Source organism: Nocardioides pelophilus (genome assembly GCF_014180685.1).
GTDB classification, from domain to species: Bacteria; Actinomycetota; Actinomycetes; order Propionibacteriales; family Nocardioidaceae; genus Nocardioides; species Nocardioides pelophilus.
Genome location: NZ_JACEHF010000002.1, coordinates 45942 through 69209, shown reverse-complemented (window position 1 = coordinate 69209; position 23268 = coordinate 45942). Strand labels below are relative to the sequence as shown.

Sequence of the window (23268 nt, the reverse complement as noted above, 5' to 3'; positions counted from 1 at the left end):
TCTCACCAGGCCGCGAACGGCGGCACGATCGCAAGCTCCGCAAGGCGGCTGCGCGAGAGCTCCTGTCCACCGATCGCGAAGCCCGGCGTACCGAGGCGAAGCGCAAGGCTGAGCAGCTCTCGGCTGAGAAGCGGGCAACGGTGACGCTACCCCGCCCCGGCGAAACGGGCCCGGCCGCTCTCCGCACGCCCGGACGATTCCGAGTCCCACGCCATCAGGACACGTCAGCAACCCTGGCGGGCGCGTACCCGTTCCTTGCCGAAGGCGGCCTGGGCAGCGAGGGCGTATTCGTCGGCCAGGACCTGTACTCCGGCAGCTCGTTCGTCTACGACCCCTGGATCCTCTACGCCCGCGGCCTCATCACCGCACCAAATCTGGTCCTTGCCGGCATCGTCGGTTCCGGCAAGTCCTGCCTCGCCAAGAGTCTCTACACGCGATCCATCCCGTTCGGCCGCCGCGTGTACGTGCCCGGCGACCCCAAGGGCGAGCACACCGCGGTCGCCGAGGCCGTAGGCGGCCGAGCCATCGCCCTCGGCCACGGGATGCCCAACCGACTCAACCCGCTCGACGAAGGCCACCGACCATCTGGCCTCGACGATGCGCAATGGTCCAACCAGATCGCCTCCCGCCGCCGAGACCTCGTCGGCGCGCTCGCCGAGACCGTGCTCGACCGCCGCCTCAGCCCGCTCGAACACACAGCCGTCGACATCGCGATCGACCGCACAGTGCGGAGCACCGACGTCCCCGTCCTCCCGATGGTCGTCGACCGGCTGCTCGCACCGGACCGCACCGACGACCCGGATGGGCGCCTCACCGAGGACGGGCGACTCGTCGGGCACGCCCTCCGTCGGCTCGTCGCCGGCGACCTCGCCGGCCTCTTCGACGGGCCGTCCACGGTCACTTTCGACCCAACGCTCCCGATGATCTCGCTCGACCTCTCCCGCGTCACCGAGAACGCGACCCTCATCTCGGTCCTGATGACCTGCGCGTCGGCGTGGATGGAGTCAGCGCTCCTGGATCCCGCCGGAGGTCAGCGCTGGGTCGTGTACGACGAAGCGTGGCGGCTCATGTCGCACCCAGCCCTGCTGCGGCGGATGGACGCGCACTGGCGGCTCGCTCGCCACTACGGCATCGCGAACATGCTGATCTTCCACAAGCTCACTGACCTCGACAACGTCGGCGACCAGGGTTCGGCAATGCGTGCGTTGGCCTCCTCGCTTCTGGCGAACGCCGAGACACGGATCGTCTATCGCCAGGAGTCCGACCAGCTCGGCGCCACCGCCACCGCACTCGGGCTCACCGGCACCGAACAGAGCCTCATCCCCACGCTCGGCACGGGCCAGGGCTTGTGGCGGATCAAGCACCGGTCGTTCGTCGTCCAACACCAGATGCATCCTGCCGAGGTTCTGCTCTTCGACACAACGGCCCGGATGACTGGAATGCTCTAAGAAGCCGAAGCTTCTCGGTGCGCGGTGCCGTCTTCCGCGCCGGATATCGGGTGCTGTCACACCCCGTTGACGTGTTCGCGAGGCCAGGCCGCTCATCGGCCAGTTCCTCCAGCATGCGGCCGAGGGTGTCCGCCAGGCGACGCGTCCCGGCATCGACCGCGTCAGGCACGGCTCCGCGCTGCGTGAGATCGGTCAGATCCAGCGGACGACCGATGCTGATCGTGACCGTCGTGCGCTTGGACAGTCTCGGCCGTCGACCATAGGCGGGGAGGATCTCTTGGGCGCCCCGCTGTGCTACCGGAATGAGCGGTGCTCCTGTCTCGAGCGCCAATCGGACGGCGCCTGTCTTGAGAGGCATCATGCGCCCACCTGGGTCCTTCGTGATCGATCCCTCGGGGTAAACCACGAGAAGTGCACCGCCACGAAGTGCCATCAACGCGGCGCCGAATCCGTCCGCACCATGCGATCGATCCACCTCGACATGCCCGGCAGCGCGGAACCACCATCCCACGACGCCCTTCCCGAAAAGACTGCTCTTGGCCAAGAAGGCCGGAGTCCTGCCGTGCGCGAGCACCAGCTCGGCGATGAGCAGGGGATCCACATGGGAAACGTGGTTCGCGGCAAGGACAGCGCCGCCACACGACGGGATCTGTTCGAGCCCACGCCAGTCTCGACGGCGGACCAACACCAACACCGGCTTGCAGATCATGAAAGCGACCCACCACGCCACGCCCCAACCAGGCCGGATTGCATGAATCCTCACCGGCACTCCGCCTCCAGCTGTGTTTCTGGGTCAACCGCGGTGAAGTGTTCAGGGCCGACCACCACGAAAGTGGCCCCGGCCGATCCGGCCTTCTGACCGGCGTCGTCCCACGCGTCCGCATGAAGTAGCAGCCGACGTCCTTCGTGTTGCGCCACACGGGCACGGAACGTGTACGTCCGATGCAACCGGAACGGGGCTCGGTAATCGACGGTGAGGCTGCGTGTGACGGCGAGCGACCCAACGGTGTAGAGGGCGAACCCGAAGAGGTCGTCGAAAGCGAGAGCGACCGCTCCTCCGTGTGCGATACCAGGGGCGCCTACCTGGCCCTCGGCGAAACGATGCACAGCTTCGACGCCCGACGCCGTGCGGACCGCGTGCAAATGCAGGCCGGAGGGGTTATCTGGCCCGCACCCGGCGCAGTCGGGCGAGTGCGGGGGCAATGTCTGGCCAATCTCCACCGGAGTCTGGCCGGCGAGGTGCGACGCCCACCGCGAGATCGTTTCCCGATCGCGGGGCGCTCCTACTTCGGTGCCGCCCTGCGCATGCTGGTGGTCGCCTTGGTCCAATGCTTTCGATATCCGTGTCACTCCTGGTCCCCTGTCTGCCTCAGGACCTCCGAATGGGGCGAGCCGTCGGCAAGCTCGATGGCAGCCAGGGTGTGCAGCGCAGCACCCGTCGAGGGCAACGCCAGCTCGTGACGCAGAGCTGCTGTGGTCGTCGGGAGGACGTTCAACATCGTTCTCTGCATTCGATTCCTAGATTCATGTGCACTTCTTGACGGAGCGATTTCGCAAGCACGCAAACCTCGGGATGACAATGGAGATGATCAGTGATCTCTCGCGTTCAAGGAGATTGCGGCACGCTCGAGGGACTCGACGAGACGCAACTCCAACTCCGGTAGCCGGCTGGCCGTCCGGACCAGGTCGTCAATCCGCGACCGCGGATGGGTGTCGCTTTTGACCGCGGCGCGGGCGGCGTCTGTCCAGCCTTGTGCGCAACGGGCGGCTTCGGTCGCAAGCTCAGCGCTTGCGGGGTCGCCGGTCAGTCGTGCGACCTCAGCGCAACCGTCTGCGAGCAGTCGGCGGAACAGTCCGCCGCCGGTGCCTGCCTTCTCGATGAAGGCACCGAGGCTGAACAGCATGATCCCGAGTTCGTCTTCGGGAAGCTCCGCCCAGGTCGCGATGTCGTCAGCGAACAAAGCAACCGCCTCCAGGCCCTCGGAACCGACGGCGGCAGTGGTCGGGCCGGCAATGCTGTGGCGTGACGGATTGCGCATGTTGCCTGCGGATTGGGAGAACGCGCTTGCAGCGACTTCCGCGATGCCGGGCAAGGAGGGGGGCCAGGTGATGCGGTACATGCAGTGACGAGTGGGTTGCGGGAACGCCTGTGAGGCCCGTGCCCGAGCCAACGCTGCCAGCGGAACCTCCTGCGCCTCGGCGCGATCGTTGTCCACGACGTAGGCGAGTTGTCTCTCATCGTCATAGCCGATGACGACGATGTCGTGGCGGCTCATCTGCAACTGGACACGGAGATAGGGAAGTTCGGCGATGTCGCCCCAGATCAGGCTGGGCCTGCCGGCGTCGAGTTCCTCACGCACCCACGACCAGCCCTCCCCGGGATCGTCGGTGGTGAGCACCTGCACGACTCCGCCCAGTCGTGTCGGTAGATCGACTTCGAAGTCGGCACCTCGTCCCACCAGGTACAGCGGGGGAAACAGTTCGCTCGACCGGAGGTAGGAGAGCCCTAGGGCGCCGCCGAGCGCGAACACCAGACCCTCATCGGGCGGGCCGTCCCATCCCAGACCGTGCCAGTGCAGGAGATCGCGCATCGCACCGGAGCCGCAGTGTCCCCCCATTCGATGGGGGTAGTCCTCGACCAAGGCGGTGACGGTCATGTTGCGTCCTCTCATGTGCCGGATGGTTCTGGAGCGTGGAGTCAGTTGTTCCGGATTCGGTCCAGGTAGGCCTGGCGCGCGCCCATGTCGACGTCGTCGAGGAAGACCGAATCCGTGCCGAGGGTCGAACCCAGCGCGGAGGCCAACCGTCCCGGCACGAACTTCATTGCTGCGACCATGCCTCCGGCGAGGCGGGTGACGCGTACGAACGGGCGGGGACGTTCGATGAGCTCGGCTGTCGCCCGAGCAATCTCCTCGGGCTCGGCGTTGCGCAGCCCCTTGGCTCCGGTGGTGCCGGCGACGAGCTCGGTGTTGGTGAATGTCGGCCGAACGGTGGAGAGCTGGACTCCGGAGTTGCGGTACTCCTGTCGAGCTGCCTCGGTGAATCCGATGACCGCGAACTTGGTGCCGCAGTAGGTAGCCAGGCCCGGTACGGGGAGCTCCCCGGCCAGCGATGCGGTGTTGATGATGTGTCCGGCCCGCCGCGGCAGCATCCGCTGGAGGGCGAGCTTGGTTCCGAAGATCACTCCGAGGACGTTGATCTCCACCTGCCGCCGGGTCACGGCGTCGTCCTCCTCGTGAGCGTGCCCGGTGGGTATGATCCCCGCGTTGTTGACCAGCACGTCCAGGGGACCAAGCTGGTCCTCGACCATGTCGAGAAAATGCACGGAATGAGTCGGTGTCAGTGACGTCGAGGCGGGTGACAGCAGAGATACCGAGCTCATCCGCCGCCTCCTTGACACGGGCCTCATCGATGTCGCCGATGGCGACCCGATGACCGCGTCGGATCAGCTCCTTCGCGGTCTGATAGCCGATGCCGCGAGCTCCACCGGTGATCGCGATCGTCTTGGCGGGGAGGGAAGTGGTGCGCGTCATTTGCTCTGTTCCTTGTTCAGGCCGAGGCGTTGGCGCAGGCCGCGCCCGGCTGCGGCGCGCAAGACCATGGCGGCGATGGCCGTGCGCCGGGCGGAGTACGGGTACCACGTAAGTTCTTTTGGCAGGACGGGAAGTCGCGGCTCAGTGACCGCTCGGACGCGGCAGTACTTGTGCAGCCCGTCGGGTCCTCCGAGCCGGGCGCCCATGCCGGAGGCCTTCCAGCCACTGTGAGGCAACGTCATCGCGAAGAGGTTGCTGAAGACGTCGTTGATGTTGACCGCGCCGGCCTCCAGGCGCCGTGCGACGCGGCGGGCGCGAGCGTGATTGCGAGTCCACACTGTCGCCGACAATCCGTACGGGGAGTCGTTGGCCAGTCGGATGGCCTCTTCTTCGTCGGCGACGCGCATCACCGGGATCGTGGGTCCAAAGGTCTCTTCGGTCATGCAGGACATCGTGTGATCCACGTCGACGAGGACCGTTGGCGCGTAGTAGTTTCCGGCCGCTCCCCGTCTGCCGCCGGCCACTACCTTCGCTCCCGCCGCCACCGCCTCGCTGACGTGGCGATCCGTGATGTCAACCTGTCTCGCGGTCACCAACGCACCGACATCGTTGCCGGCGTCCGCACCCTGGGTCAGGGACTGCACGCGCTCTGTCAGGCGGGCCACGAACTCCTCGTAGACCGCAGCGACGACATACACGCGCTCGACTGAGATGCAGACCTGCCCTGCGTTGAACAGGCCACCCCAGGCGACGCCCTCGGCCGCTCGAGCGAGGTCGGCGTCCTCCAGCACGATCGCCGGATCCTTGCCGCCCAGCTCCAGACTCACCGGTTTCAACTGCTCAGCACAGCGGAGGGCGACCTGGCGCCCTGTCGCTGTCGAGCCTGTGAACTGGACGAAGTCGGCGGCGTCCGCCACTGCGGCACCAGCGCCGCCGGCTCCTGTGACATGGGCCAGGACTGGTGGAGCGCCGATCTCACGCCAGCCGTCGATGACCCGCGCACAAGTCAGCGGTGTCTCCTCCGAGGACTTCACCAGTACCGCGCAACCAGCAGCCAGTGCGGGGGCTGCGTCCATGAGGAATAGGGTGATCGGGAAGTTCCACGGGGTGATCAGACCGACGAGAGGGTAGGGCTGGTAGGTCCGGGACAGTCGCTTCGGCAGGCTCAGGACGCCCGCGGTCTTGACCCTTTCGTCGGCGAGGAACTCCTCCGCATGGTCGGCGTAGTAGGTGATGAACTCGCACGACGCGGTCGTCTCTACGAGAGCGTCAGGACGCACCTTGCCCGTCTCGGCCTGTAGCAGGTCGGTGAGCTCATCGGAGTGAGCGAGGATCCAGTCGCGCCAGAGGCGCAGCCACCTGGAACGATGCCGCGGACCAGCGTCGGCCCATGCACCTTGGGCCAGGCGGAGCTGCGTGGCACGGCGGTTCACGGCGTCTTGGTCGTCAACGGACACGGTTGCCACCAGCCGACCGTCGGACGGGTTGCGCACTTCGAGTGCGGCACCTGTAGTCGTTGTGATCATTGATCCTCCTGAGGCGAAGTGGACCGACCTGAGGAACCATCGGCTCTGACCGGGCTGGCGGGCCCGGCGGTGAAGGCGTCGTCGATCGCGTGCGCCGAGGCTTGGACCATCGATCCATAGGTGGTCCGGAGCTCGGTCAGGATCGCGGTCAGGGGAAGGTCGTCAAAGACACCTCGGTCGCGGACGTACTCCATGTGCTGGGTCCCGTCCCCAGTGAAGGCGTGCATGAGCGCGTCGTGCTCACCGTCGAACTCCACAGGCGGGACACCGAAACGAGCGCACAGTTCGACGTTGAACGTCGGGGTGGCCTTGAGCCATTTCCCGTCGATGTGGAGGCTGCTGTATCCGTGGTAGACGAACAAGTCGGTGCCGCCCATGAGGGTTCGCAACGATTCGGTCTGCAGATGGTTGCGCACATCGGCGAACCCCAACCGCGCTGGGATTCCGGCTGCACGGCACACCGCGGTCAAGAGCACCGCCTTCGGGACGCAATAGGCGCGCCCTGCTTGGAGGACGAAGCTCGCGCGGTAGTGGGTGGGGTCGGTCGACACGGTGTAGGGGTCGTACCAGACTTGGTCGCGGACAGCAGTGAAGAGGCGCTTCGCCTTTTCTTTGTCGCTGCGCGCGTCCCCCACGGTGGCCTCGGTGAAGGCGCGGACGTCCTCGTGCTCGGTGTCGAGAAACTCGGTCGCCGCCAGGAGCGTCGCTGGTGCGCGACTCATCGTCGCTCCAGTGTGATCGGCAGCCCGTCTACCGGAATCGGTAGGGATGTGTTGTCCCATCTGACTTCGTAGCCGTCGGGGACCGTCCATCGATAGTTGCGCAGCATGTGGTGAAGGATCGCCTTGACCTCGAGTGTTCCGAAGTGGAGACCAATACACTTGTGCACTCCCCCGCCGAACGGGATCCACCCGAAGCGGTGATGCTGGTCCTCGCGCCGCGGCTCGCTGAATCGGCTCGGGTCGAAGGCGTCAGGGTCGGTCCAGCACGATTCATCGAAGTGGTTGACCGCCGGAGCGACGGCCACCAGTGTGTCAGCTGGAATGTGGTGACCCGCGATCTCTGCATCCTCGATGGTCTTGCGCATGACTATCGGCACTGGCGCCGCCAGGCGCAGCGTTTCCTTGATCACGAGATCGAGAGTCACCAGCGACTCCAGGTCGTCGATGTTCGGGGTCCGTTCACCGATGCGGTCGGACTCGGTCCGGGCCCGTTCCTGCCACGCCGGGTGCTTGGCGAGAAAGTAGGCGGCGGCCGCGGTGGTGATGGTGGAGGTGTCGTGGGCCGCCATCATCAAGAAGATCATGTGGTTGATGACGTCCTCGTCGGTGAAGGCCTGTCCTTCGGGCGTCCGCGCATGACACAGTCCCGCGAAGAGGTCGCTGCCCTGACCGTTGCGCGCTGCCGGAAGGTGACGCGCGAAATAGGCCTCCAGCAAGGCGCGCCCACGGACACCGGCTCTCCAGCGCGTGCCAGGCAGCGGGACCCGGACGATCGAGCTGGCGGCGCGCACGGTCGCCACGAAGGCTTCGTTGATCGCAGCGGCGTCCTCGCGTCCGCCCCGCCCTGCCATGAAGACCTCTGTCGCAACGTCCAGGGTCAGGGTCTTGAGCAGCGGGTAGATGCGCGTGGACTTGCCGGCAGTCCACTCCGGGATTCGCGCCTCCAGCGTCGGTCCGAGCTGGTTGACGTATCCAGCGAGCCGATCGCGGGTGAACGCCTCCTGCATGATCCGTCGATGCATCTTGTGTTCGTCGAAACTCATCAGCATCAGGCCCCGGTGAAAGAAGGCATCGATGAGGAAGGTCCATCCGTCCTGAGAGAAGGACTTCGCCTTGGTGGTCAGCGCCTCCTGTGTGGCGTCCGGGCCGGCCACTACCACCACCTTGGTGCCAAAGGCGCCCATCCACGTCACCGGCCCGAGCCGCTCGTGTCTGGCGCGCGCGAAGTCGGATCCGTATCGGATGTAGTCCAGGGTGTGGCCGAGAACCGGGAGTCCGGCCGTCCCTTGAACGGACTTGAGGCCCGAGCCTGCCGGAACGGGGGCGAGGTCGCGGACCGGCCACCGGTCCTGGGCCTCACACAGGGCTCTGTCTACCCGAGCCGGTAGCGGGACGAGAAGCACCGACGACAGTCGGTCGCGTCGGTTCGGCGCCAGCCGAAGGAGGTTCGTCATCGATTGTCCCTTCTACGAGCGGTTCCGCTTCTCGTTGTCCTGCGACTACCTGATGGGCCGGTTCTCCGGACAACCGCGGCCCGACTCAGGCCACGACGGTGATTCGACTCGAGGGCCATCACGCACCGAGGTCACTCACGGTCACCAGGGGCAACTCTGCCCGCCCAACGCCCTGAGTTGCTTGCGTTAGAAGCCGCTTGCTGAAGACGAAGTCGCGGGGGCGGTTGACACAGTCCGCGGCGATCAGCTCGCCTTGGCGGAGGTAGAAGCAGGTGAAGTCGCGGTCCCGGTTCGGATCACCGCTGAGGACGACTTCGTCGTACCCGGTGTTGAGTCCAGCGATCTGAAGCTTGACGTCGTACTGATCTGACCAGAACCACGGAAGCGCCCTAATCTCCCTGCACTTTCCAGAGATTGTCGCCGCCGCCGCCTTCGCCTGCTCCCCCGCACTGGGCACGCACTCCAGGCGGACCCGACTGCCGTAGCGGGCGATGTCTCGACTCGTGCAGTCGCCGGCCGCGACGATGTCCGGATCGCTGGTCCGGGCCCGGTCGTCAATCACGACACCGTTGTCGATCACCAGGCCGGCGGATGCGGCGAGTTCAGTGTTCGGCTCGATACCGATACCAACAATGACGAGGTCTGCCGGGACTGATTCACCGCTGGACAGGACCACTTCGCGGACCCGAGCATCACCCGCGAGGGCCTCGACCAGGGCGCTCGTCTGAATGCACACCCCCTCCTCACGGTGGATTCGATCGAAAAATGCCGAGACCTCGGGGGCCGTCACGCGTTCGAGGACTCGCTCGGTCGCCTCGAGGACGGTGACGTCGAGACCCAGCGCGCGGAGTGAGGCGGCCGTCTCCAGCCCGACATAGCCGCCACCGACGACCACCGCCCTGCTGCCCGGTTTGGCTGTCGCTCTGATCAAATCCACGTCCGCGGCGGTGCGAAGGTAGTGGACTCCGGCAAGGTGGGCTCCCGGAACCCGGAGCCGTCGCGGACGCGCGCCGGTGCACAAAGCCAGCTTGTCGTAGGCCAGCGACTCGCCGGTGCTCAGCGATACTCGACCAGCAGAGCGGTCGATCCGCTCCACGGTCGCACCGAGAAGGCGGATCTCTTGGCGTGCGTAGAACTCTGCGCTGCGGATCGCCAGTTCCGCGAGTGTGCTCTTCCCTGCCAGGTAGGCCTTCGACAAGGGAGGGCGTTGACAGGGAAGTGCCGACTCGTCACCGACCAGGACAACCTCGCCGGCCCAGCCTTCCTGGCGCAGACTGGCGGCGACTTGGGCACCGGCATGGCTTGCCCCGACGATCACCGCTCGCTGCACGCTCATGCGGTGGGCTTCGCGGTGAGCCGGACCATCAGCTTGCTGATGCCCCGTACGAAGTTGGACTGTACGTACTCCGGCTCCCCCACGACCTCGATCTTCTCGAAGCGCGGGAGCAGTTCCTCCCACAGGACCCTCAGCTGGAGCTCGGCCAGCCGATTGCCCATACAGCGGTGGACGCCGAAGCCAAAGGCGATGTGGTTGCGCGCGTTGGGCCGATCGATGATCAGCTCATCCGGACGCTCGAACACAGTCTCGTCGCGGTTGCCGGAGGCGTACCACATCACGACCTTGTCGCCCTTGCGGATGAACTGGCCGTTCAGGACTGTGTCCGCCTTGGCGATCCGGCGCATGTAGGCGAGCGGAGTCTGCCAGCGGATGATCTCCGACACCATGTTGGGGATCACGTCGGGGTTGGCCTTCAGCTTCTCAAATTGATCGGGGAACTGGTTGAGCGCAAGAACGCCGCCACTCATCGAGTTGCGGGTCGTGTCGTTGCCCCCGACGATCAGCAGCACCAGGTTTCCGAGGAACTCCATGGGGCGATCGATCAGGTCCTTGGTGTTCTCGTTGCTCTGCAACATGGTGATCAGATCGAAGCCCGGTTCCTCCCCTGCGGCAGTTCGGGCGGCCTTGTCATGCCAGAGCGCGCTGAGACCTCGCGCCATGTCGCGCATTCCGTGGAAGACCTCGTCGTTGTCAGAGGGACCGCCGTTCGCCTGCTCCATCGACGACGCAAGATCTGACCAGTAGGTCAGCTTGTGTCGTTGCTCGTACGGAAAGTCGAGCAAAGTGGCCAGCATGCGGCCCGTCAGCTCGATCGACACGTGTTGCACCCAGTTGAAGGGTTCGCCGACCGGAAGGCCGTCCAAGACCTCGCGGACGCGCTCTCGGATGAGACTCTCCATCTCGCGGAGGTTCTTCGGCGCGACAACGCCCTGGACCGCCTGCCGCTGCAGGTCGTGCCGCGGCGGGTCCATTGCGATGAACATCTCGATATCGAGGAAGCGGGGTGGCACGCCGATCACGATCAAGGGTTCGGCTGAGAAGACCTCATGGTTCTTGTCGACGGCGATGATGTCGGCGTGCCGGGTGACCGACCAGAATGGCCCGAACGGGCTGTTCGACTGATAGTGGACGGGAGCCTCGTTCCGCAGCCGCTGGAAGTAGGACTGCCAACGGCCCTGTCGGTACAGGAACGGATTGCTGAGGTCGATGTCCGCGAACTCGACTTCTTCGACTGGCGGGATGGGACGCTCGACGAACATTCGCTCACCGTTGGTGCCCGTCACCCACCTCCTCGTCTTGTCGTAGAGATGCGCACCCTGGATCTGCCGCTCCATCGGGATGGCTGACTGAACTTTGGCAGTGATCGCCTCAGGAATCCTCATGATTTCGACGCTCCTCTCGTTGATCACATCTGGAATTCGGGCAGACGGACAGTCAGTCCGTCCCAGGCCTCGGAGACCACCATCTGGCAGGACAACCGAGAGGTCGGTTCACGCTCGGGGTTCATGGCGAGCATCTGCTCCTCGTCGGCACCGGATGGCCCCACGCGGTCCGACCACCGAGGGTCAACGATGACGTGACAGGTCCCGCACGCAGCCTCGCCCCCGCAGTCGCCGTCGATGCCGGGCACCGCGTTGTTCGTCGCGACCTGCATCAACGACTGCCCTTCCTCCAGGGACGCCGCGTGTGTCTCGCCGTCGTGCGACACGAAAGTAACCACTGCCATAACCAACTCCTGGTGCATGTCGGGGGCCGCAATGCCTTGCTCAAACTCTTGCCGCGGGCGCCGGGCCTGGCTATGTTCACCGGATCCAGATAGTTGTGAGTTCGGGTCAGAGAAAGGCTTCGATGAGCTTCACCGAACCGGGTGTCCCCTACACCGCATTCGCGCAGTTGCTCGAGAGCCAAGCGCTCGACGCGCACGCGGTCGCACAGTTCCGCGCCATCATGACTCGCGAGAGTGCCGCCGATCCGACCCTGCTGCAGCTTGAGGGCCAGGTCCCGGTGCGGTGGTTCCGGGAGGTCTACCCCGAGCTTGACGCCGAACAAGCAACCAAGCTCGGCCACGCGTTCGCAGAACACGCTCAGTTGACCTCTTTCGGCCCCTTGAGCGTTCCGCTCATCAGCGCAGGGTCCGTAGCCGAGATCATGGAACTGCTCACGTATCTTCCCTTGATCACGACGGCCGTCACGACACGGTTCCATCCGAACGAAGAGGGACTCACGGTTGGGCTCACAGGCCACATAGGTGATTCGGACCTGGACTGCCTGATCGTCACCTACTGCGGCGCCGCGCTGCGGCGATTGGTCCAGATGCTCGTCGGCGACGAATCAATCGTCAGACTGCACACGAGTTGGCCAGCACCGACCGACGTGGATCAGGACGACGCGCGGCCCGGGAACATGGTTTTCAACGCCCCGATGACGTTCCTCCACGTGCCCACTGAGCCTCTGAATGAGGTCTGTCGATTCTCCGATCCCGTTGCCTATCGGCTCGCCATTGCCGACCTCCGGGAAGCTCTCGAGCACAGGGTCGGACCCACGTCGTACTCGGCCAAGGTACGAGCGTCGTTGGACGAGGCTGCAGCGCTCAAGACGTGCCGGACGGTCGCCGAGGAGCTGTCAGTGTCCGCCAGCACCCTCAAACGGCGCCTCCACGAGGAGGGCACCACGTTCCGCGAGTTGCTCGAGTCGTCGTTGCTTGAGCGCGCCACGCTACGGCTACTCGACCGATCCATGTCGGTCAGCGAGATCGCCGTTGACCTCGGTTACAGCGACCTCACCAACTTCTCGCACGCCTTCAAGCGGTGGACGGGCCGGTCTCCACGGCAGTTTCGAGAATCGTGCCGGAGCTGGTGATCGATCCGCTTGGTGTGCGGCTCGCGTAGCCGGCACAGCGCCCGGCCCGACCTACGTGCCGGCATCGATCAGATCTGTCCCGACTCGCCGTGCTCGGCCAAGGTCGGCGCCCGATCTCACGATGCGTGCCCTCCGTCGCCTGCCAGGTACTGGCTACTGCCGCCCCCAACTGCTGATTCCAGATTCCGACGAGCTCCACCGATAGCGAGACCTCCAGCGGTGTCGGAGGAGTACAGCGGTCGGAGACGCTAGCCAGCAAGGCCCTGCATCAGTACAGCGAGGACCCGTTTCGCGATTTGTTCTGCGGACGGGCGGGTGTCTTCGACGGCGTGGTAGAGACCGGCGACGGTGATGGCGCCAAAGATCGCGAGCGAGGCGTCTTCGGGGTGGGGCTGGACCTGTAGCGATCCATCGGCGGCGCCTTCGTCGAGAAGTTGTTCGATGGGTCGCTGGAAAGCCTCCTGGAGGGCGTGGGCCAGCTCCGGGAGTCTGGTGGCACGACCAAGGTCACCCACGAGCGCTCGGCATGCGGCCGGCTGGTCGAGCATGACGGCGATCTGCGCGTGGACCGCGGCTTCGAGACGCTCGCGGGCGGTTCCGGGGGTGCCGACGGCGGCCGCAACCTCCCCGGCGATGGCTTCGAGCATGTCGGTGAGCAGGAAGGCCAGGATCTCGTCCTTGCCTGTGAAGTAGTAGTAGAGCGTTGCGCGGGGGATGCCGGAGGCGGCGGCGATGTCGTCCATCTTGGCCTCGGTGATGCCGCGCTCGGCGATCAGCTCTGCTGCGCCGTAGAGCTTGCTCGCGATCGTTGCTGGCAGTTGCCGCATCTGTGCCTTGACCTTTCGGGCGAACGTCTCTGCGTTCGTTCGATGTGTATCGACTGTGGCGCCAGTCTATGTTGTACTTTGAGTACAAACCAAAGATGCAGACACCGTGGGGGTATCCGTGGGTGTTGGGGCGCCGGGCCGTCTGGCCCACTTGTGCGCGGTGGGAATCCGCTTCCCGCGTGTGGTGGTTGTGGGCTGGCTGATCGCCGCTGCGGCGGTGACCTTCGGGCTGCCGTCTCTGCCATCGGTGGTTGAGCGAAACAGCGCCGCGTTCCTGCCCGAGGATGCTCCGACGTTGGCTGCGTTGCACCGGATGGATGAGGCGTTCGGGTCGGGACGCACCGAGTCGTTCGCCTACGTCGTGTTCCGCAACGAGAAGGGCTTGAGCGCAGCGGACACGCGCGCCTACCGCAATCTAGTGCGGACCCTGCAGGCGAATGAGGAGCGGGTCTCCGATGTGCAGCACTTCGTCGGCAACAAGGAGGCCCGGCAGCAGCTGGTCAGCGAGGACGGTCAGGCCGCCTACCTGGTGGTGGGGCTGACCAGTGGGATCGGGTCGCCGGACTCCGAGCAGGACGTGCACTGGCTGCGTGAACAGGTTGACGAGCTGTCGGCGCCATCGGGAACCACGACGCATGTGACCGGCGACCCGGCGATGATCACGGACCTGACCACGGAGGTGAACGCCGCCTCGGTGAGGATCACCGTCGTCTCAGGCCTCCTCCTGGTCATCATCTTGTTGATTATCTACCGCCGGATCACCACGGTGCTGCTCACCTTGGTGACGATCGGTGTCGCACTGGCCTGCGCCCGAGGGGTGCTGGCGTGGGCCGGTGAGCAAGGAATGGCGCTGTCGACCTATACCGATGCGTTCGTAACCGCCATCGTGCTCGGCGCCGGCACCGACTACTGCGTGTTCCTGATCAGCAGATTCCGTGAGGCGTTCGGGCGCGGGATCGACCCGCTCGCGGCGGTCGAGGAATCCGCGACCAGGGTGGGACCAGCCCTGGTGGCCTCCGCGGGCACGGTCATCCTGGCCGCGATCTGCCTGGGGTTCACCAAGCTGGCCATCTTCTCCACGACCGGACCGCCGATGGCGATCTGCGTCGCGGTCACCGTGGCGGTGAGCCTGACCTTTACCCCGGCGCTGATGGTCTGGTTCGGCCCGAGAATCGGTCCGGCGCGTACGCCCACACCGACCTCGGCGTGGTCGCGTGTGGGCCAGCTCGTGGCGCGTCGACCCGCTCGCGTGCTCTTGGTCGGTACCGCCGTGTTGGTGGCGCTGGCCGCGTTCTTGCCGACGATGGTGATCTCCTACGACCAACGGAACTCCCAGCCCGAAGAGACCCCGAGCAACCAGGGCCTGACAGTGCTGGAGGAGCACTTCCCCCGCAACGAGACCCTGCCTGACTATCTGCTGGTCGAATCCCCTCGCGACATGCGCAATCCCAAGGACCTCGCCGTCCTCAACGAAGTCAGCCGTGCCGTGGCCAAGGTCGACGGCGTGACTGGTGTACGCAGCATCACCCAGCCGGCCGGCACGCCTCTGAAGCCGGCATCGATCGCCCGGCAGCTCAAGCGACTCGCCAACGGCCTCGGGCGTGCCAGCGACGGCCTGGAGGAGGGCCAACCCGGGCTGGAACGCCTCTCCTCAGGCAGCACTCAGCTCGCGGACGCGATCGACCAGGTGGCCAACGGCGCCGACCAGGCCCACGACGGCGTTGGCCAGCTGGTAAGCGGCACCAACGACCTCACCGACGGCCTCGGCCGGGCTGCGAAGAACACCCGGGGAGCCGCGCAGGGCGCCCGCCGCCTCCAGACCGGTGCCGCCACCTTGGCGACAGGCCTCCAGACCGCGCACGACCAAGTCAGCATCGCAGTAGACGGCATCGACCTGATCGTCCAGGCACTCAACCGCGACCTGCTCTGCACCGCCGACCCAATCTGTCGCCGATCCAGGGAGGGCCTCGCCCAGATCCACCGCGGCCTGAAGAACGAACTCCTGCCCGGACTGCAGAAGGCAGCCAACGGCGCGGCACGGATCGCCCGCGGTCAAGGGCGGCTCGCGGGTGGACTCGACAGCCTCGTCGCCGGGCTGAACCAGGCCAAGAAGGGTTCCAAACAGATCACCAAGGGCCAACGCATCCTGCGCACCCGGCTGGGGCAAATGGCGGACGGCACCAACCAGATCGCCGGAAACGCCGAGGCCTTCGCTCCGGGAATCGAGGAGCTCATCAGTCAGACCAGCGTGCTCGCCGAGAACCTGGAACGTTCTGAGTCCTACCTGCGAACAGTCAACCGTCAGGCCAACACCCCAGAGGCAGGCGGCTTCTATCTACCCGCCAGCGCCCTGCGCGACCAGCGTTTCGCTTACGCCCGCGACGTCTTTCTCAGCCCCGACGGCCGCGTCGCACGCATCCAGGTCACCGGCGACACCGACCCCCTGAGCCCCGACGGGCTGCGCCGCTTCGACGAAGCCCAGGCGACCGCCGAATCCGCGCTCAACCAGACACGTCTCGACGACGCGACCATCAGCGGCACCGGAGCGGCAGGGCTCGGCGCCGACCTGAACCGCTACCTGTACGACGACGCCAAGCTCGTGCTCGCTGCGGTCCTCCTGGTCGTCCTGCTGCTACTCATCGTCACGCTGCGCTCCCTCGCCGCCCCCCTGTACCTGCTCGCCTCAGTCGCGCTCTCCTGCGCTGCGGCCCTCGGTCTGACCACCCTGGTCTTCCAAGACATCCTCGGCCACGACATCCAGTTCCCCGTCCCGGTCATCACTTTCGTGCTGCTGGTCGCCGTTGGCGCCGACTACAACATCCTGCTCATGAGTCGCATGCGCGAGAACGGCACCACCCTGACCCGCGCGGCAGTCGCCGAAGCCGTCACCCTCACCGGCCCGGTGATCACCTCCGCCGGCATCATCTTCGCCAGCACCTTCATCGCACTCCTGAGCTCACCGGTGATCACCCTCGCCCAAACCGGGTTCGCCGTCGCAGCCGGGCTGCTGCTTGACACCTTCGTGGTCCGCAGCCTCATCGTCCCCGCCTGTGCAGCGCTACTCGAGAACCACAACTGGTGGCCCGCCCGCAACCCGCGGCACTCTGAGCAACCCGCGGCATCGCGGGCAAAGACGGCCTCCTGAACCGCGCCCGCACATCTCCATCCGCTGAGCCATCCGATTGTGCCGCGCAAGGGGATCGAGTGCCGGCCTTGGCTTGCTGTGCGGATCGGAAGTGGCTCGGACTAGCGCCGACCCTCGACGTCGTGGCGCAGTTGGGGTACGACATGCCGTCTGAGCTGGCTGCTTCCCCGGAGCGCCACCGACCGCGACACGGCCTATCGCGACGCTGACCGGGGTCGCAGGGACCACGACCGCGTTCACCGCCCCTTGGACGAGCAGGGACTCGGCAGCATAGACATCGTGATCGCAAGCTTGTGGTTCTGACCGTCCCGGTCATCGCCGTCGTGGCCCACCGGTTCGACGAGCGCCACCGCCTCTTTGGGCCTCGCGCCGATCGCCGGCGTCGTGGTCGTGGGCGCGCTCGACCTCCTCACCAGCGACGCCTCGATGGCGGCGCAGATCTTCTTTCATCTTCCCAGCGCTCTACGGGCGTCGCAGTTGTCGATGGCCGGCGAGATCGCCGTGGTCTTCCACGTTCCGGAGCCCGGGGGCAGCGCACAGCGGCGGATCGCGACTGTGGTGCGCAACCTTCAGCGGCCCGCTGCCCCGCCCTTCGAAGCAACGTGCGTTCATGCATGCATGTAGTCTCTCCCCGTGCCGGTCCAAGTCAGAACCCAAGAAGAGCGCTCGGCCGCGACGCGGCTGGCGCTCCTGGACGCCACGGTGGCCTGCCTGGCCGAACTCGGCTACGCGGGCACGACCAGTGCCGCGGTAGCGGCGCGGGCAGGTCTCTCGCGCGGCGCCCAGCTGCATCACTTCGGTACACGGGACCAGTTGGTCGTCTCGGCCGTCGAGCACTTGGCGCAGGAACGCCTACGCCGGGCCCGAGAGCAGATGGTCCTCCTCGGACCCGCTGGCGCCGGAGCAGGGAAGAGGGAGACGGCGCTCCGGTTGCTCGCCGAGGCCCTCTCCGGCCCCCTGTACGCCGCGAGCCTCGAGTTGTGGGTCGCAGCTCGCGCTCATCAGGCCCTACGGGCCGAGCTGGTTCCCGCCGAAGAACGCGTCAACGCCGAGCTCGCCGAGATCTGCCGCACCTACGTCACCGAGGACCCTGTGGAGATCCGGCTCACCCTCGACCTCCTCCTCGGTCGAGGGGTCAGCGGCCTGCTGAGTCCGCATTCAGGTCAGCGTCAAGCCGAGGCCCTGGACGCCTGGGCGCGACGCCTACAAGGACGGCCTCGTGGCTGACCTGCAAACGCTGCTCGCGGCGTGGGCGGAGAAGTTCGTCAGCTACCCCGACGGCGCCGACCTGCCGCCCCACCACGACGAGTGCCTGGGGTGCGGACCGCACAACCCCCACGGGCACCACCTTCGATCCGTCCGCCACGGCGATGGCGTGCACGCCTGGCACACCTTCGACAACCGCCACGTAGGCGCCCCTGGGATCGTCCATGGCGGCGCCGTGGCCACGGTCGTCGATGACCTCTACGGGTTCCTTCTCTTCCTAGAGGGCGGGCCCGCTGTCACCCGCCAGCTCTCCATCGACTACCTGGCGCCGGTGCTGATCGGAACGACCTACCGACTCCAAGCCGACGTCATCCGACGCGACGGACGCAAGTTGTTCGTCGCCGCCAGCGCAGCCGCACCAGACGGTCCCACCGTCATCACTTCGACGGCCGTGTTCGTCAAAGTGGGCGCCGAGCACTTCGCGCAAGGCACTCCATCGGGATCCCCCACCGGCTGACTCTCCACGGCGGCCAGACCGCTTCGCGCCAACCAACGGGCGCCTGTTGCGTGTCCGCTGACCATCCGCGGAGGTTCGGTGCCCCCACGGCGCGAGATACACCGGGCTCCCCAGTCACGACGCCCTCAGGCGAGACAGATGCGGCCCAACCTCCGGCCGCTCGCGCGCCCCCGGCTGGAACGCCGGCGCGCTTCCTCCTCAAGGCCGCTCCGGCAAGCCCCACCCAACGCTGCCCTCGAAGACTTACATACATGCGCGATCGCATGTAGCCTGCTGATTGGACGGTCCTCTCGTCCCGTCCACGTGAGGCGGGTAACCCATGCATGACCGACACGCCTGGCACCAGATGGCTGACCTGCTCTCCGACGCGGTGCTAAACGCCATGTGGTGGCTCTACGGCGGACTGATCGCCTTCGGGAGCTGCTGGTGGATGGGATACGGCGGCTACCGCGCCTGGCAGGAGTGGGATCGGGATCGGCTTCAGCGGCGCGAGGAGCGGCGGGCACACCGGCTCGAGGATGACGTCGCTCGCGGCCTGCGTGAGGTTGAGCTGTTCTTGCAGGACCAGTGTCCTTCGAACGGAGCGCACGCGGAGAAGGCGTCGAAGGCACCCCGGACCCACCGGTGGCGCCCCTACCGAGGTGAATCTCCCCGAGCCTGAGTCCGCGCCGCCACACCCACCCTGTGCGGCGACTGTGGTCGTGCCGGGCCGGCATGGGCTCCGCCGTGGCGGCGTCCTTGGATGGTCAGTCGGTTGCCTTGCTCACGGCGTCGATCCCGGGCGTCCCCTCGCTGCCCTCGCCTTCGGTGAGCATCCGCAGGAGTCGGTCACCCTCGACGTCGAGGTCGGGCAGGATCCGGTCCAGCCAAGGCGGCAGCCACCATGCCTTGTCGCCAAACAGTGCCATCAGCGCCGGGGTCAACGTGATGCGCACCAAGAATGCGTCGATGAGGATGCCGATCGCGAGCGCGAACCCGATCTGCTTGATCATCACGTCGTGGCTGGAGATGAATCCGGCGAACACCGAGACCATGATCACCGCGGCGGCGACCACGACCCGGCTGGCCTGGTCGAAACCGTGCACCACGCCGGCCTGGCCGTGGTGGCCGTGGACGTGGGACTCGCGCATCGAGGAGACCAGGAAGACCTGGTAGTCCATCGCCAGCCCGTAAAGGATTCCAGTGACGATCACCGGGACGAAGCTGAACAACGGCCCGCCGGTGTCGATCCCCACCAGCCAGCCAAGCCACCCCCACGAGAACACCGCGGTGGTCACCCCGAAGGTCGCCAGGATACTGAGCAGAAATCCGAGCGTGGCCTGGATCGGGACCACGAGTGACCGGAAGACCACCAGCAGAATCATCAGCGACAGTCCGACGATGATGGCCAGGTAGAGCGGCACGATCTCGGCGAGCCGGTCGGACATGTCGATCCCGATCGCGGTGAAGCCGGTGACACCGACTTCGACGTCGTACTCCTGTGCGACCGCCGACCTGGGTGCACGCAGCGCCTTGACGAGGTCAGCGGTGGCGTCGTCGTCCGGACCGGAGGTTGGGATGATGCTGAGGACCGTCATCTGCCCGTCCTTGCTGGTGCCCACAGGCACCGCGGCCACCACCTCGTCACGCTGCTGCAGCTGCTGGCTCACCGCAGCGAGGGTCTGGCCGTCGAGGGCAGCACCCTCCGAGGACTCCACGGTCACCAGCAGCGGCCCGTTGAACCCCTCACCGAACCCCTGCGTCACCAGTTCATAGCTCTGCCGGGCGGCCGTGTCGGTGTTCGCGGTCGCACCCGTCGGCAACCCCAGGTCCATGCTCGCCGCGGGAGCAGCGCCCACGCCCAGCACCGCCACCACACCGAGGATCACCGGCCAGCGAAACCGCAGCACCGCCTTGACCCACCGGTCGGCCACGCTGTGGCTGCCCTGCCTCTCCCGCTTGTTGTGTCCCTTCTGCCGCGTCTTGGCCGAGACGATCCGCTCTCCGATCAGTCCGAGCATGGCCGGCAACAGGGTCAGGGCGATGAGGACGGCAAGCAGGACCGTGGCCGCGGCGACCAAGGCCATGGTGGTGAGCATCGAGATCCCGATGACGGTGAGCGCGACCAGCGCCACGATCACGGTGAGGCCGGCGAAGAGCACCGCGCTGCCCGCGGTCCCGACCGCACGGCCAGCTGCCTCGCGGGCATCGAGGCCGCGGTCGATGATCAGTCGCCGCTGCCGGTTGACCACGAACAACGCATAATCGATGCCCACGGCGAGGCCGATCATCAACGCCAGCACCGGGGTTGCGGTGGTCATCTCCACCGACGTCGACAGCGCAAACGCCGTCCCCACACCCACCCCGACTCCGACCAGGGCGGTGATCAAAGGAAGACCGGCGGCGACGAGCGAGCCAAGCGTGAGGACGAGCACCACGGCCGCGACCGCGAGACCGACCACCTCGGCCGCGCCGACCGGGATCTCGATCGCCTTAAGCGAGTCACTCGGCAGTACCTGCAGGCCGGTTCCCTGCTCCGCATCCTCGACCACCTCCAACACCGCAGAGACCTGCTCGTCGGTCAGCGAAGTGGACGGCACCGTGAACTGGAATTGGAGCAGCGCCACCGGTGCCCGGGTCGAGACCAGGACGCCGGGCACCGGGGTCCCGTCGACGACCATCGGCCGGTACGGCGGCGCGGTCGTCTCCGACTCCCGTTGCGGCTGGTCGACCCTCGGCTCTGCCTGAGGTTGTGCCTGGCCCTGGCCCTGGCTCAGTTCGGCCGGGTTGACGACCTGCTGCAGCTCGTAGACCTCCCGCACCGTCTCGGCGATGGCGGCCATCCGCTCCGGTGTCTCCAGCCGCTCGCCGTCCGGGACGGTGAACACGACACTCGCCTGGCCACCCGAAGCCTGCGGTAGCTCCTCGGTGACCCGGTCCAGGACCTGTTGGGCCTCGGTGTTGTCGATCTTCATCTCCGAGGTCACCTTCACCCCGTTGACCACCAACGCAGCCGCCACCGCAGCCAGCACCAACAGCCACCCGACGATGAAGGGCCAGGGTCTGCCGTAGCAGCCGCGTCCGAGGTGGTACAAGAATGTGGACATCGGGGCTGCTCCTCAGCGGGTGATGTGCGGGTCAGAAGCCGTTACGGAGGTGCTTGAAGACCTCGGTCAGGAAGTCGTCGAACTCCACGGCCCCGCGACTGGGAAGTTCGCCAGGAAGGCGGACGTCGACGAGCCCCTCGAGCGCGGAGGAGACCATGCCGTAGACGGCGCCGACCAGCAGCGTGACGTACGAAGGCGGGTAGCGCCCGGCCGCCACGGCGACCATTCGCTCCTCGACCTCCAACCGCATCCGGTGTTGGACGTGGTAGACGTGTGGCTCCAACGAGGGATTCGCGCGCGCCAACGTCAAGACCTCCCGCATCCGGGACAGTCCCGTGGTCGTCAGCTGCAGCCGCAGCACGACCTCGACCGCATCCAGCAACCCCCGTCCCTCCGACACTTCCTCGAGTGCATCGGCGGCTGCCTCGATACCGGCGTAGGCGACCGATGCCACCGCCGCCTCCTTGCAGGGATAGTGGTTCGCGAAGGTACGGCGCGAGTACCCAGCCATCTCCGCGACCTCCTCGATCACGAACCCGTCCAGGCCGCGCTCCTTCGCCAGGTCGAAGGCGGCCTCGGCAAGTGCCCGCGCGGTCGCCGCACGCTTCCTCTCCCTCAGGCCTTCGATCACGACGCCACTCTCACAGGAATGTGCCCATTGGGCAAGATTGCCCATTACGCACCCCGGCCGTCGAGATGGGGCCACGTCGGACGGCATGAGGAGGACGGTCCTGGGCACCATGGGTCGCAGGGCTGCCCGACTGGCGTCCGCGCCGTGCCAGGGCCGGCCGAGGCTCGACGATGAGGTGAGTGGGAATGGCGATGACACCAGGAGGTCACTCCGGGACCGAGGGTTCGCGCGTCCCTGAGGCCCGCCGCGGACTAGCCAGATTGGGCCTGCGTTTGATCGCTGGTTCTGTCCTCGCCTCGGCCACGCTTCCGTGGCTCGCAGACTGGAACCGCCGCCATACCTTCGGCCCCGAGTACGGGCCGCACGCCCGCTGGCACGGCACGTCGGAGGTCGTCAGCGCGACTACGGAAGGACTTGTGGCGCTCTGGCTGCTGCGCAACCGCCAGTCGGGCGCCCCCTCCTCGGAGCGTCTCATCACCGCAGCGGCTCTGCTGCCGATCGCCCGCTGGGCGCCGTTCAACCTGACCCTGCTCATACCGGGCACGTCGCCCTACGACCAACACCACATCCCCCAACGGATCCTGGGAATGCCGGCCGCACTGCTGAGCCAGGACCTGATCGCCGCCGCAGCGGCTCTGGGCCTCATTCTGAGACGAACCGCGCGGCGAACGTGATTGCCCGAGGGCGACGGGGCGCCGACGAACGTCAGACCTGTTGGCCCGCCCACTTCTGACAGGGCCCGGGAACGACCCCTCGACTCTGCCAGAGGTCTCGACCTGAACTGTGGGGGTGTGTTGTACTCGGAGTACAAACACATTGTCGAGACCGAGAGTTACCTCTGGGGTCCTCGGCCCTGACGGGATCACCACCTTCCGGCAGCGCCCTCGCAGGACGCCCAGGCGAGACACACCAGATTCCGGCAGGAGTGCAGCGGCGTGAGCGGGCGCCTCCGCGCAAGGCACGGGACGAACACCA

General features: G+C 66.6%; 18 protein-coding genes and 3 pseudogenes. 7 read left to right on the top strand and 14 right to left on the bottom strand.

The annotated features are described in order from the left end of the window. Positions 1–140: 140 nt before the first annotated feature. Complete coding sequence (locus H0488_RS01270) at positions 141–1448, top strand: putative type IV secretion/conjugal transfer ATPase (RefSeq protein WP_446685598.1); 1308 nt, start codon at positions 141–143, stop codon at positions 1446–1448. On the opposite strand, the gene H0488_RS01265 is transcribed toward H0488_RS01270, so the two are convergent. The 11 genes and pseudogenes from H0488_RS01265 to H0488_RS01220 all read right to left on the bottom strand — a co-directional run bounded on the left by H0488_RS01265 (position 1357) and on the right by H0488_RS01220 (position 11766). Continuing rightward, on the bottom strand, positions 1357–2157 hold the full coding sequence (locus H0488_RS01265; RefSeq protein ID WP_183097486.1) for a lysophospholipid acyltransferase family protein: 801 nt from the start codon (positions 2155–2157) through the stop codon (positions 1357–1359). The two genes, H0488_RS01270 and H0488_RS01265, sit on opposite strands and share 92 nt — an antisense overlap. Positions 2158–2207: 50 nt before the next feature. Next, complete coding sequence (locus tag H0488_RS25210) at positions 2208–2555, bottom strand: PaaI family thioesterase (RefSeq protein WP_376768439.1); 348 nt, start codon at positions 2553–2555, stop codon at positions 2208–2210. Positions 2556–3037: 482 nt separating this feature from the next. Further along, a pseudogene (locus H0488_RS01255) lies at positions 3038–4045 on the bottom strand (BtrH N-terminal domain-containing protein); the annotation flags it as partial. 101 nt (positions 4046–4146) lie between these two features. Then, complete coding sequence (locus tag H0488_RS01250) at positions 4147–4758, bottom strand: SDR family NAD(P)-dependent oxidoreductase (RefSeq protein ID WP_261376695.1); 612 nt, start codon at positions 4756–4758, stop codon at positions 4147–4149. A gap of 70 nt (positions 4759–4828) precedes the next feature. Further along, positions 4829–4981: pseudogene (locus H0488_RS24495) on the bottom strand (SDR family NAD(P)-dependent oxidoreductase); the annotation flags it as partial. Then, positions 4978–6507 carry an aldehyde dehydrogenase family protein gene (locus H0488_RS01245; RefSeq protein ID WP_145725467.1) on the bottom strand — a complete coding sequence of 510 codons (1530 nt, stop codon included), beginning with the start codon at positions 6505–6507 and terminating at the stop codon, positions 4978–4980. The gene H0488_RS01245 and the pseudogene H0488_RS24495, both read right to left, overlap by 4 nt. Further along, positions 6504–7229 (bottom strand): transglutaminase-like domain-containing protein, encoded by a 726-nt coding sequence (locus tag H0488_RS01240; RefSeq protein ID WP_145725468.1) that lies wholly within the window; start codon positions 7227–7229, stop codon positions 6504–6506. Before H0488_RS01240 ends, H0488_RS01245 begins: the two co-directional genes overlap by 4 nt. Continuing rightward, positions 7226–8683, bottom strand: a complete 1458-nt coding sequence (locus H0488_RS01235) for a cytochrome P450 (protein ID WP_145725469.1) — start codon at positions 8681–8683, stop codon at positions 7226–7228. Before H0488_RS01235 ends, H0488_RS01240 begins: the two co-directional genes overlap by 4 nt. Before the next feature lie 118 nt (positions 8684–8801). Beyond that, complete coding sequence (locus H0488_RS01230; RefSeq protein WP_145725470.1) at positions 8802–10019, bottom strand: NAD(P)/FAD-dependent oxidoreductase; 1218 nt, start codon at positions 10017–10019, stop codon at positions 8802–8804. A 14-nt stretch (positions 10020–10033) separates the two neighbouring features. Continuing rightward, positions 10034–11404, bottom strand: a pseudogene (locus H0488_RS01225) (cytochrome P450); the annotation flags it as partial. Positions 11405–11427: 23 nt separating this feature from the next. Beyond that, a complete protein-coding gene (locus H0488_RS01220) occupies positions 11428–11766 on the bottom strand; it encodes a 2Fe-2S iron-sulfur cluster-binding protein (protein ID WP_246371286.1) in 339 nt (112 codons plus the stop codon). A gap of 104 nt (positions 11767–11870) precedes the next feature. On the opposite strand from H0488_RS01220, the gene H0488_RS01215 reads away from it, so the two are divergent. Further along, positions 11871–12881 carry a helix-turn-helix domain-containing protein gene (locus H0488_RS01215; protein ID WP_145725472.1) on the top strand — a complete coding sequence of 337 codons (1011 nt, stop codon included), beginning with the start codon at positions 11871–11873 and terminating at the stop codon, positions 12879–12881. A 248-nt stretch (positions 12882–13129) separates the two neighbouring features. Here the strand turns inward: H0488_RS01215 and H0488_RS01210 are convergent, their stop codons facing one another. Beyond that, positions 13130–13708: a TetR/AcrR family transcriptional regulator gene (locus tag H0488_RS01210; RefSeq protein ID WP_028655366.1), complete on the bottom strand. Its 579-nt coding sequence runs from the start codon at positions 13706–13708 to the stop codon at positions 13130–13132. 160 nt (positions 13709–13868) lie between these two features. On the opposite strand from H0488_RS01210, the gene H0488_RS01205 reads away from it, so the two are divergent. From H0488_RS01205 to H0488_RS01190, 4 genes are all read left to right on the top strand, one after another. Further along, positions 13869–16853, top strand: a complete 2985-nt coding sequence (locus tag H0488_RS01205; protein ID WP_261376696.1) for an efflux RND transporter permease subunit — start codon at positions 13869–13871, stop codon at positions 16851–16853. A 390-nt stretch (positions 16854–17243) separates the two neighbouring features. Beyond that, the gene (locus tag H0488_RS01200) at positions 17244–17477 is read left to right on the top strand and encodes a hypothetical protein (protein ID WP_145725474.1); all 234 of its coding nucleotides are present in this window, start codon (positions 17244–17246) and stop codon (positions 17475–17477) included. A 9-nt stretch (positions 17478–17486) separates the two neighbouring features. Beyond that, on the top strand, positions 17487–18080 hold the full coding sequence (locus tag H0488_RS01195) for a TetR/AcrR family transcriptional regulator (RefSeq protein WP_145725475.1): 594 nt from the start codon (positions 17487–17489) through the stop codon (positions 18078–18080). Continuing rightward, positions 18073–18576: a PaaI family thioesterase gene (locus H0488_RS01190; RefSeq protein ID WP_145725476.1), complete on the top strand. Its 504-nt coding sequence runs from the start codon at positions 18073–18075 to the stop codon at positions 18574–18576. The genes H0488_RS01195 and H0488_RS01190 overlap by 8 nt, the downstream gene beginning before the upstream one ends. 746 nt (positions 18577–19322) lie before the next feature. Here H0488_RS01190 and H0488_RS01185 read toward each other — a convergent pair. Beyond that, positions 19323–21662, bottom strand: coding sequence for an MMPL family transporter (locus H0488_RS01185; RefSeq protein WP_145725477.1), 2340 nt, complete (start codon positions 21660–21662; stop codon positions 19323–19325). Positions 21663–21693: 31 nt separating this feature from the next. Next, positions 21694–22380 (bottom strand): TetR/AcrR family transcriptional regulator, encoded by a 687-nt coding sequence (locus H0488_RS01180; protein ID WP_183097484.1) that lies wholly within the window; start codon positions 22378–22380, stop codon positions 21694–21696. Between the two features lie 329 nt (positions 22381–22709). Here H0488_RS01180 and H0488_RS01175 point away from each other — a divergent pair, with 329 nt between their 5' ends. After that, positions 22710–22967 (top strand): hypothetical protein, encoded by a 258-nt coding sequence (locus H0488_RS01175; RefSeq protein ID WP_028655360.1) that lies wholly within the window; start codon positions 22710–22712, stop codon positions 22965–22967. Positions 22968–23268: the final 301 nt, after the last annotated feature.

Bases quoted from the DNA above. Each gene is read 5' to 3' on its own strand.
- H0488_RS01265 (WP_183097486.1), bottom strand. From the start codon at position 2,157: ATGATCTGCAAGCCGGTGTTGGTGTTGGTCCGCCGTCGAGACTGGCGT.
- H0488_RS01250 (WP_261376695.1), bottom strand. From the start codon at position 4,758: ATGGTCGAGGACCAGCTTGGTCCCCTGGACGTGCTGGTCAACAACGCG.
- H0488_RS01245 (WP_145725467.1), bottom strand. From the start codon at position 6,507: ATGATCACAACGACTACAGGTGCCGCACTCGAAGTGCGCAACCCGTCC.
- H0488_RS01240 (WP_145725468.1), bottom strand. From the start codon at position 7,229: ATGAGTCGCGCACCAGCGACGCTCCTGGCGGCGACCGAGTTTCTCGAC.
- H0488_RS01235 (WP_145725469.1), bottom strand. From the start codon at position 8,683: ATGACGAACCTCCTTCGGCTGGCGCCGAACCGACGCGACCGACTGTCG.
- H0488_RS01230 (WP_145725470.1), bottom strand. From the start codon at position 10,019: ATGAGCGTGCAGCGAGCGGTGATCGTCGGGGCAAGCCATGCCGGTGCC.
- H0488_RS01220 (WP_246371286.1), bottom strand. From the start codon at position 11,766: ATGCACCAGGAGTTGGTTATGGCAGTGGTTACTTTCGTGTCGCACGAC.
- H0488_RS01215 (WP_145725472.1), top strand. From the start codon at position 11,871: ATGAGCTTCACCGAACCGGGTGTCCCCTACACCGCATTCGCGCAGTTG.
- H0488_RS01210 (WP_028655366.1), bottom strand. From the start codon at position 13,708: ATGCGGCAACTGCCAGCAACGATCGCGAGCAAGCTCTACGGCGCAGCA.
- H0488_RS01185 (WP_145725477.1), bottom strand. From the start codon at position 21,662: ATGTCCACATTCTTGTACCACCTCGGACGCGGCTGCTACGGCAGACCC.
- H0488_RS01180 (WP_183097484.1), bottom strand. From the start codon at position 22,380: ATGCCGTCCGACGTGGCCCCATCTCGACGGCCGGGGTGCGTAATGGGC.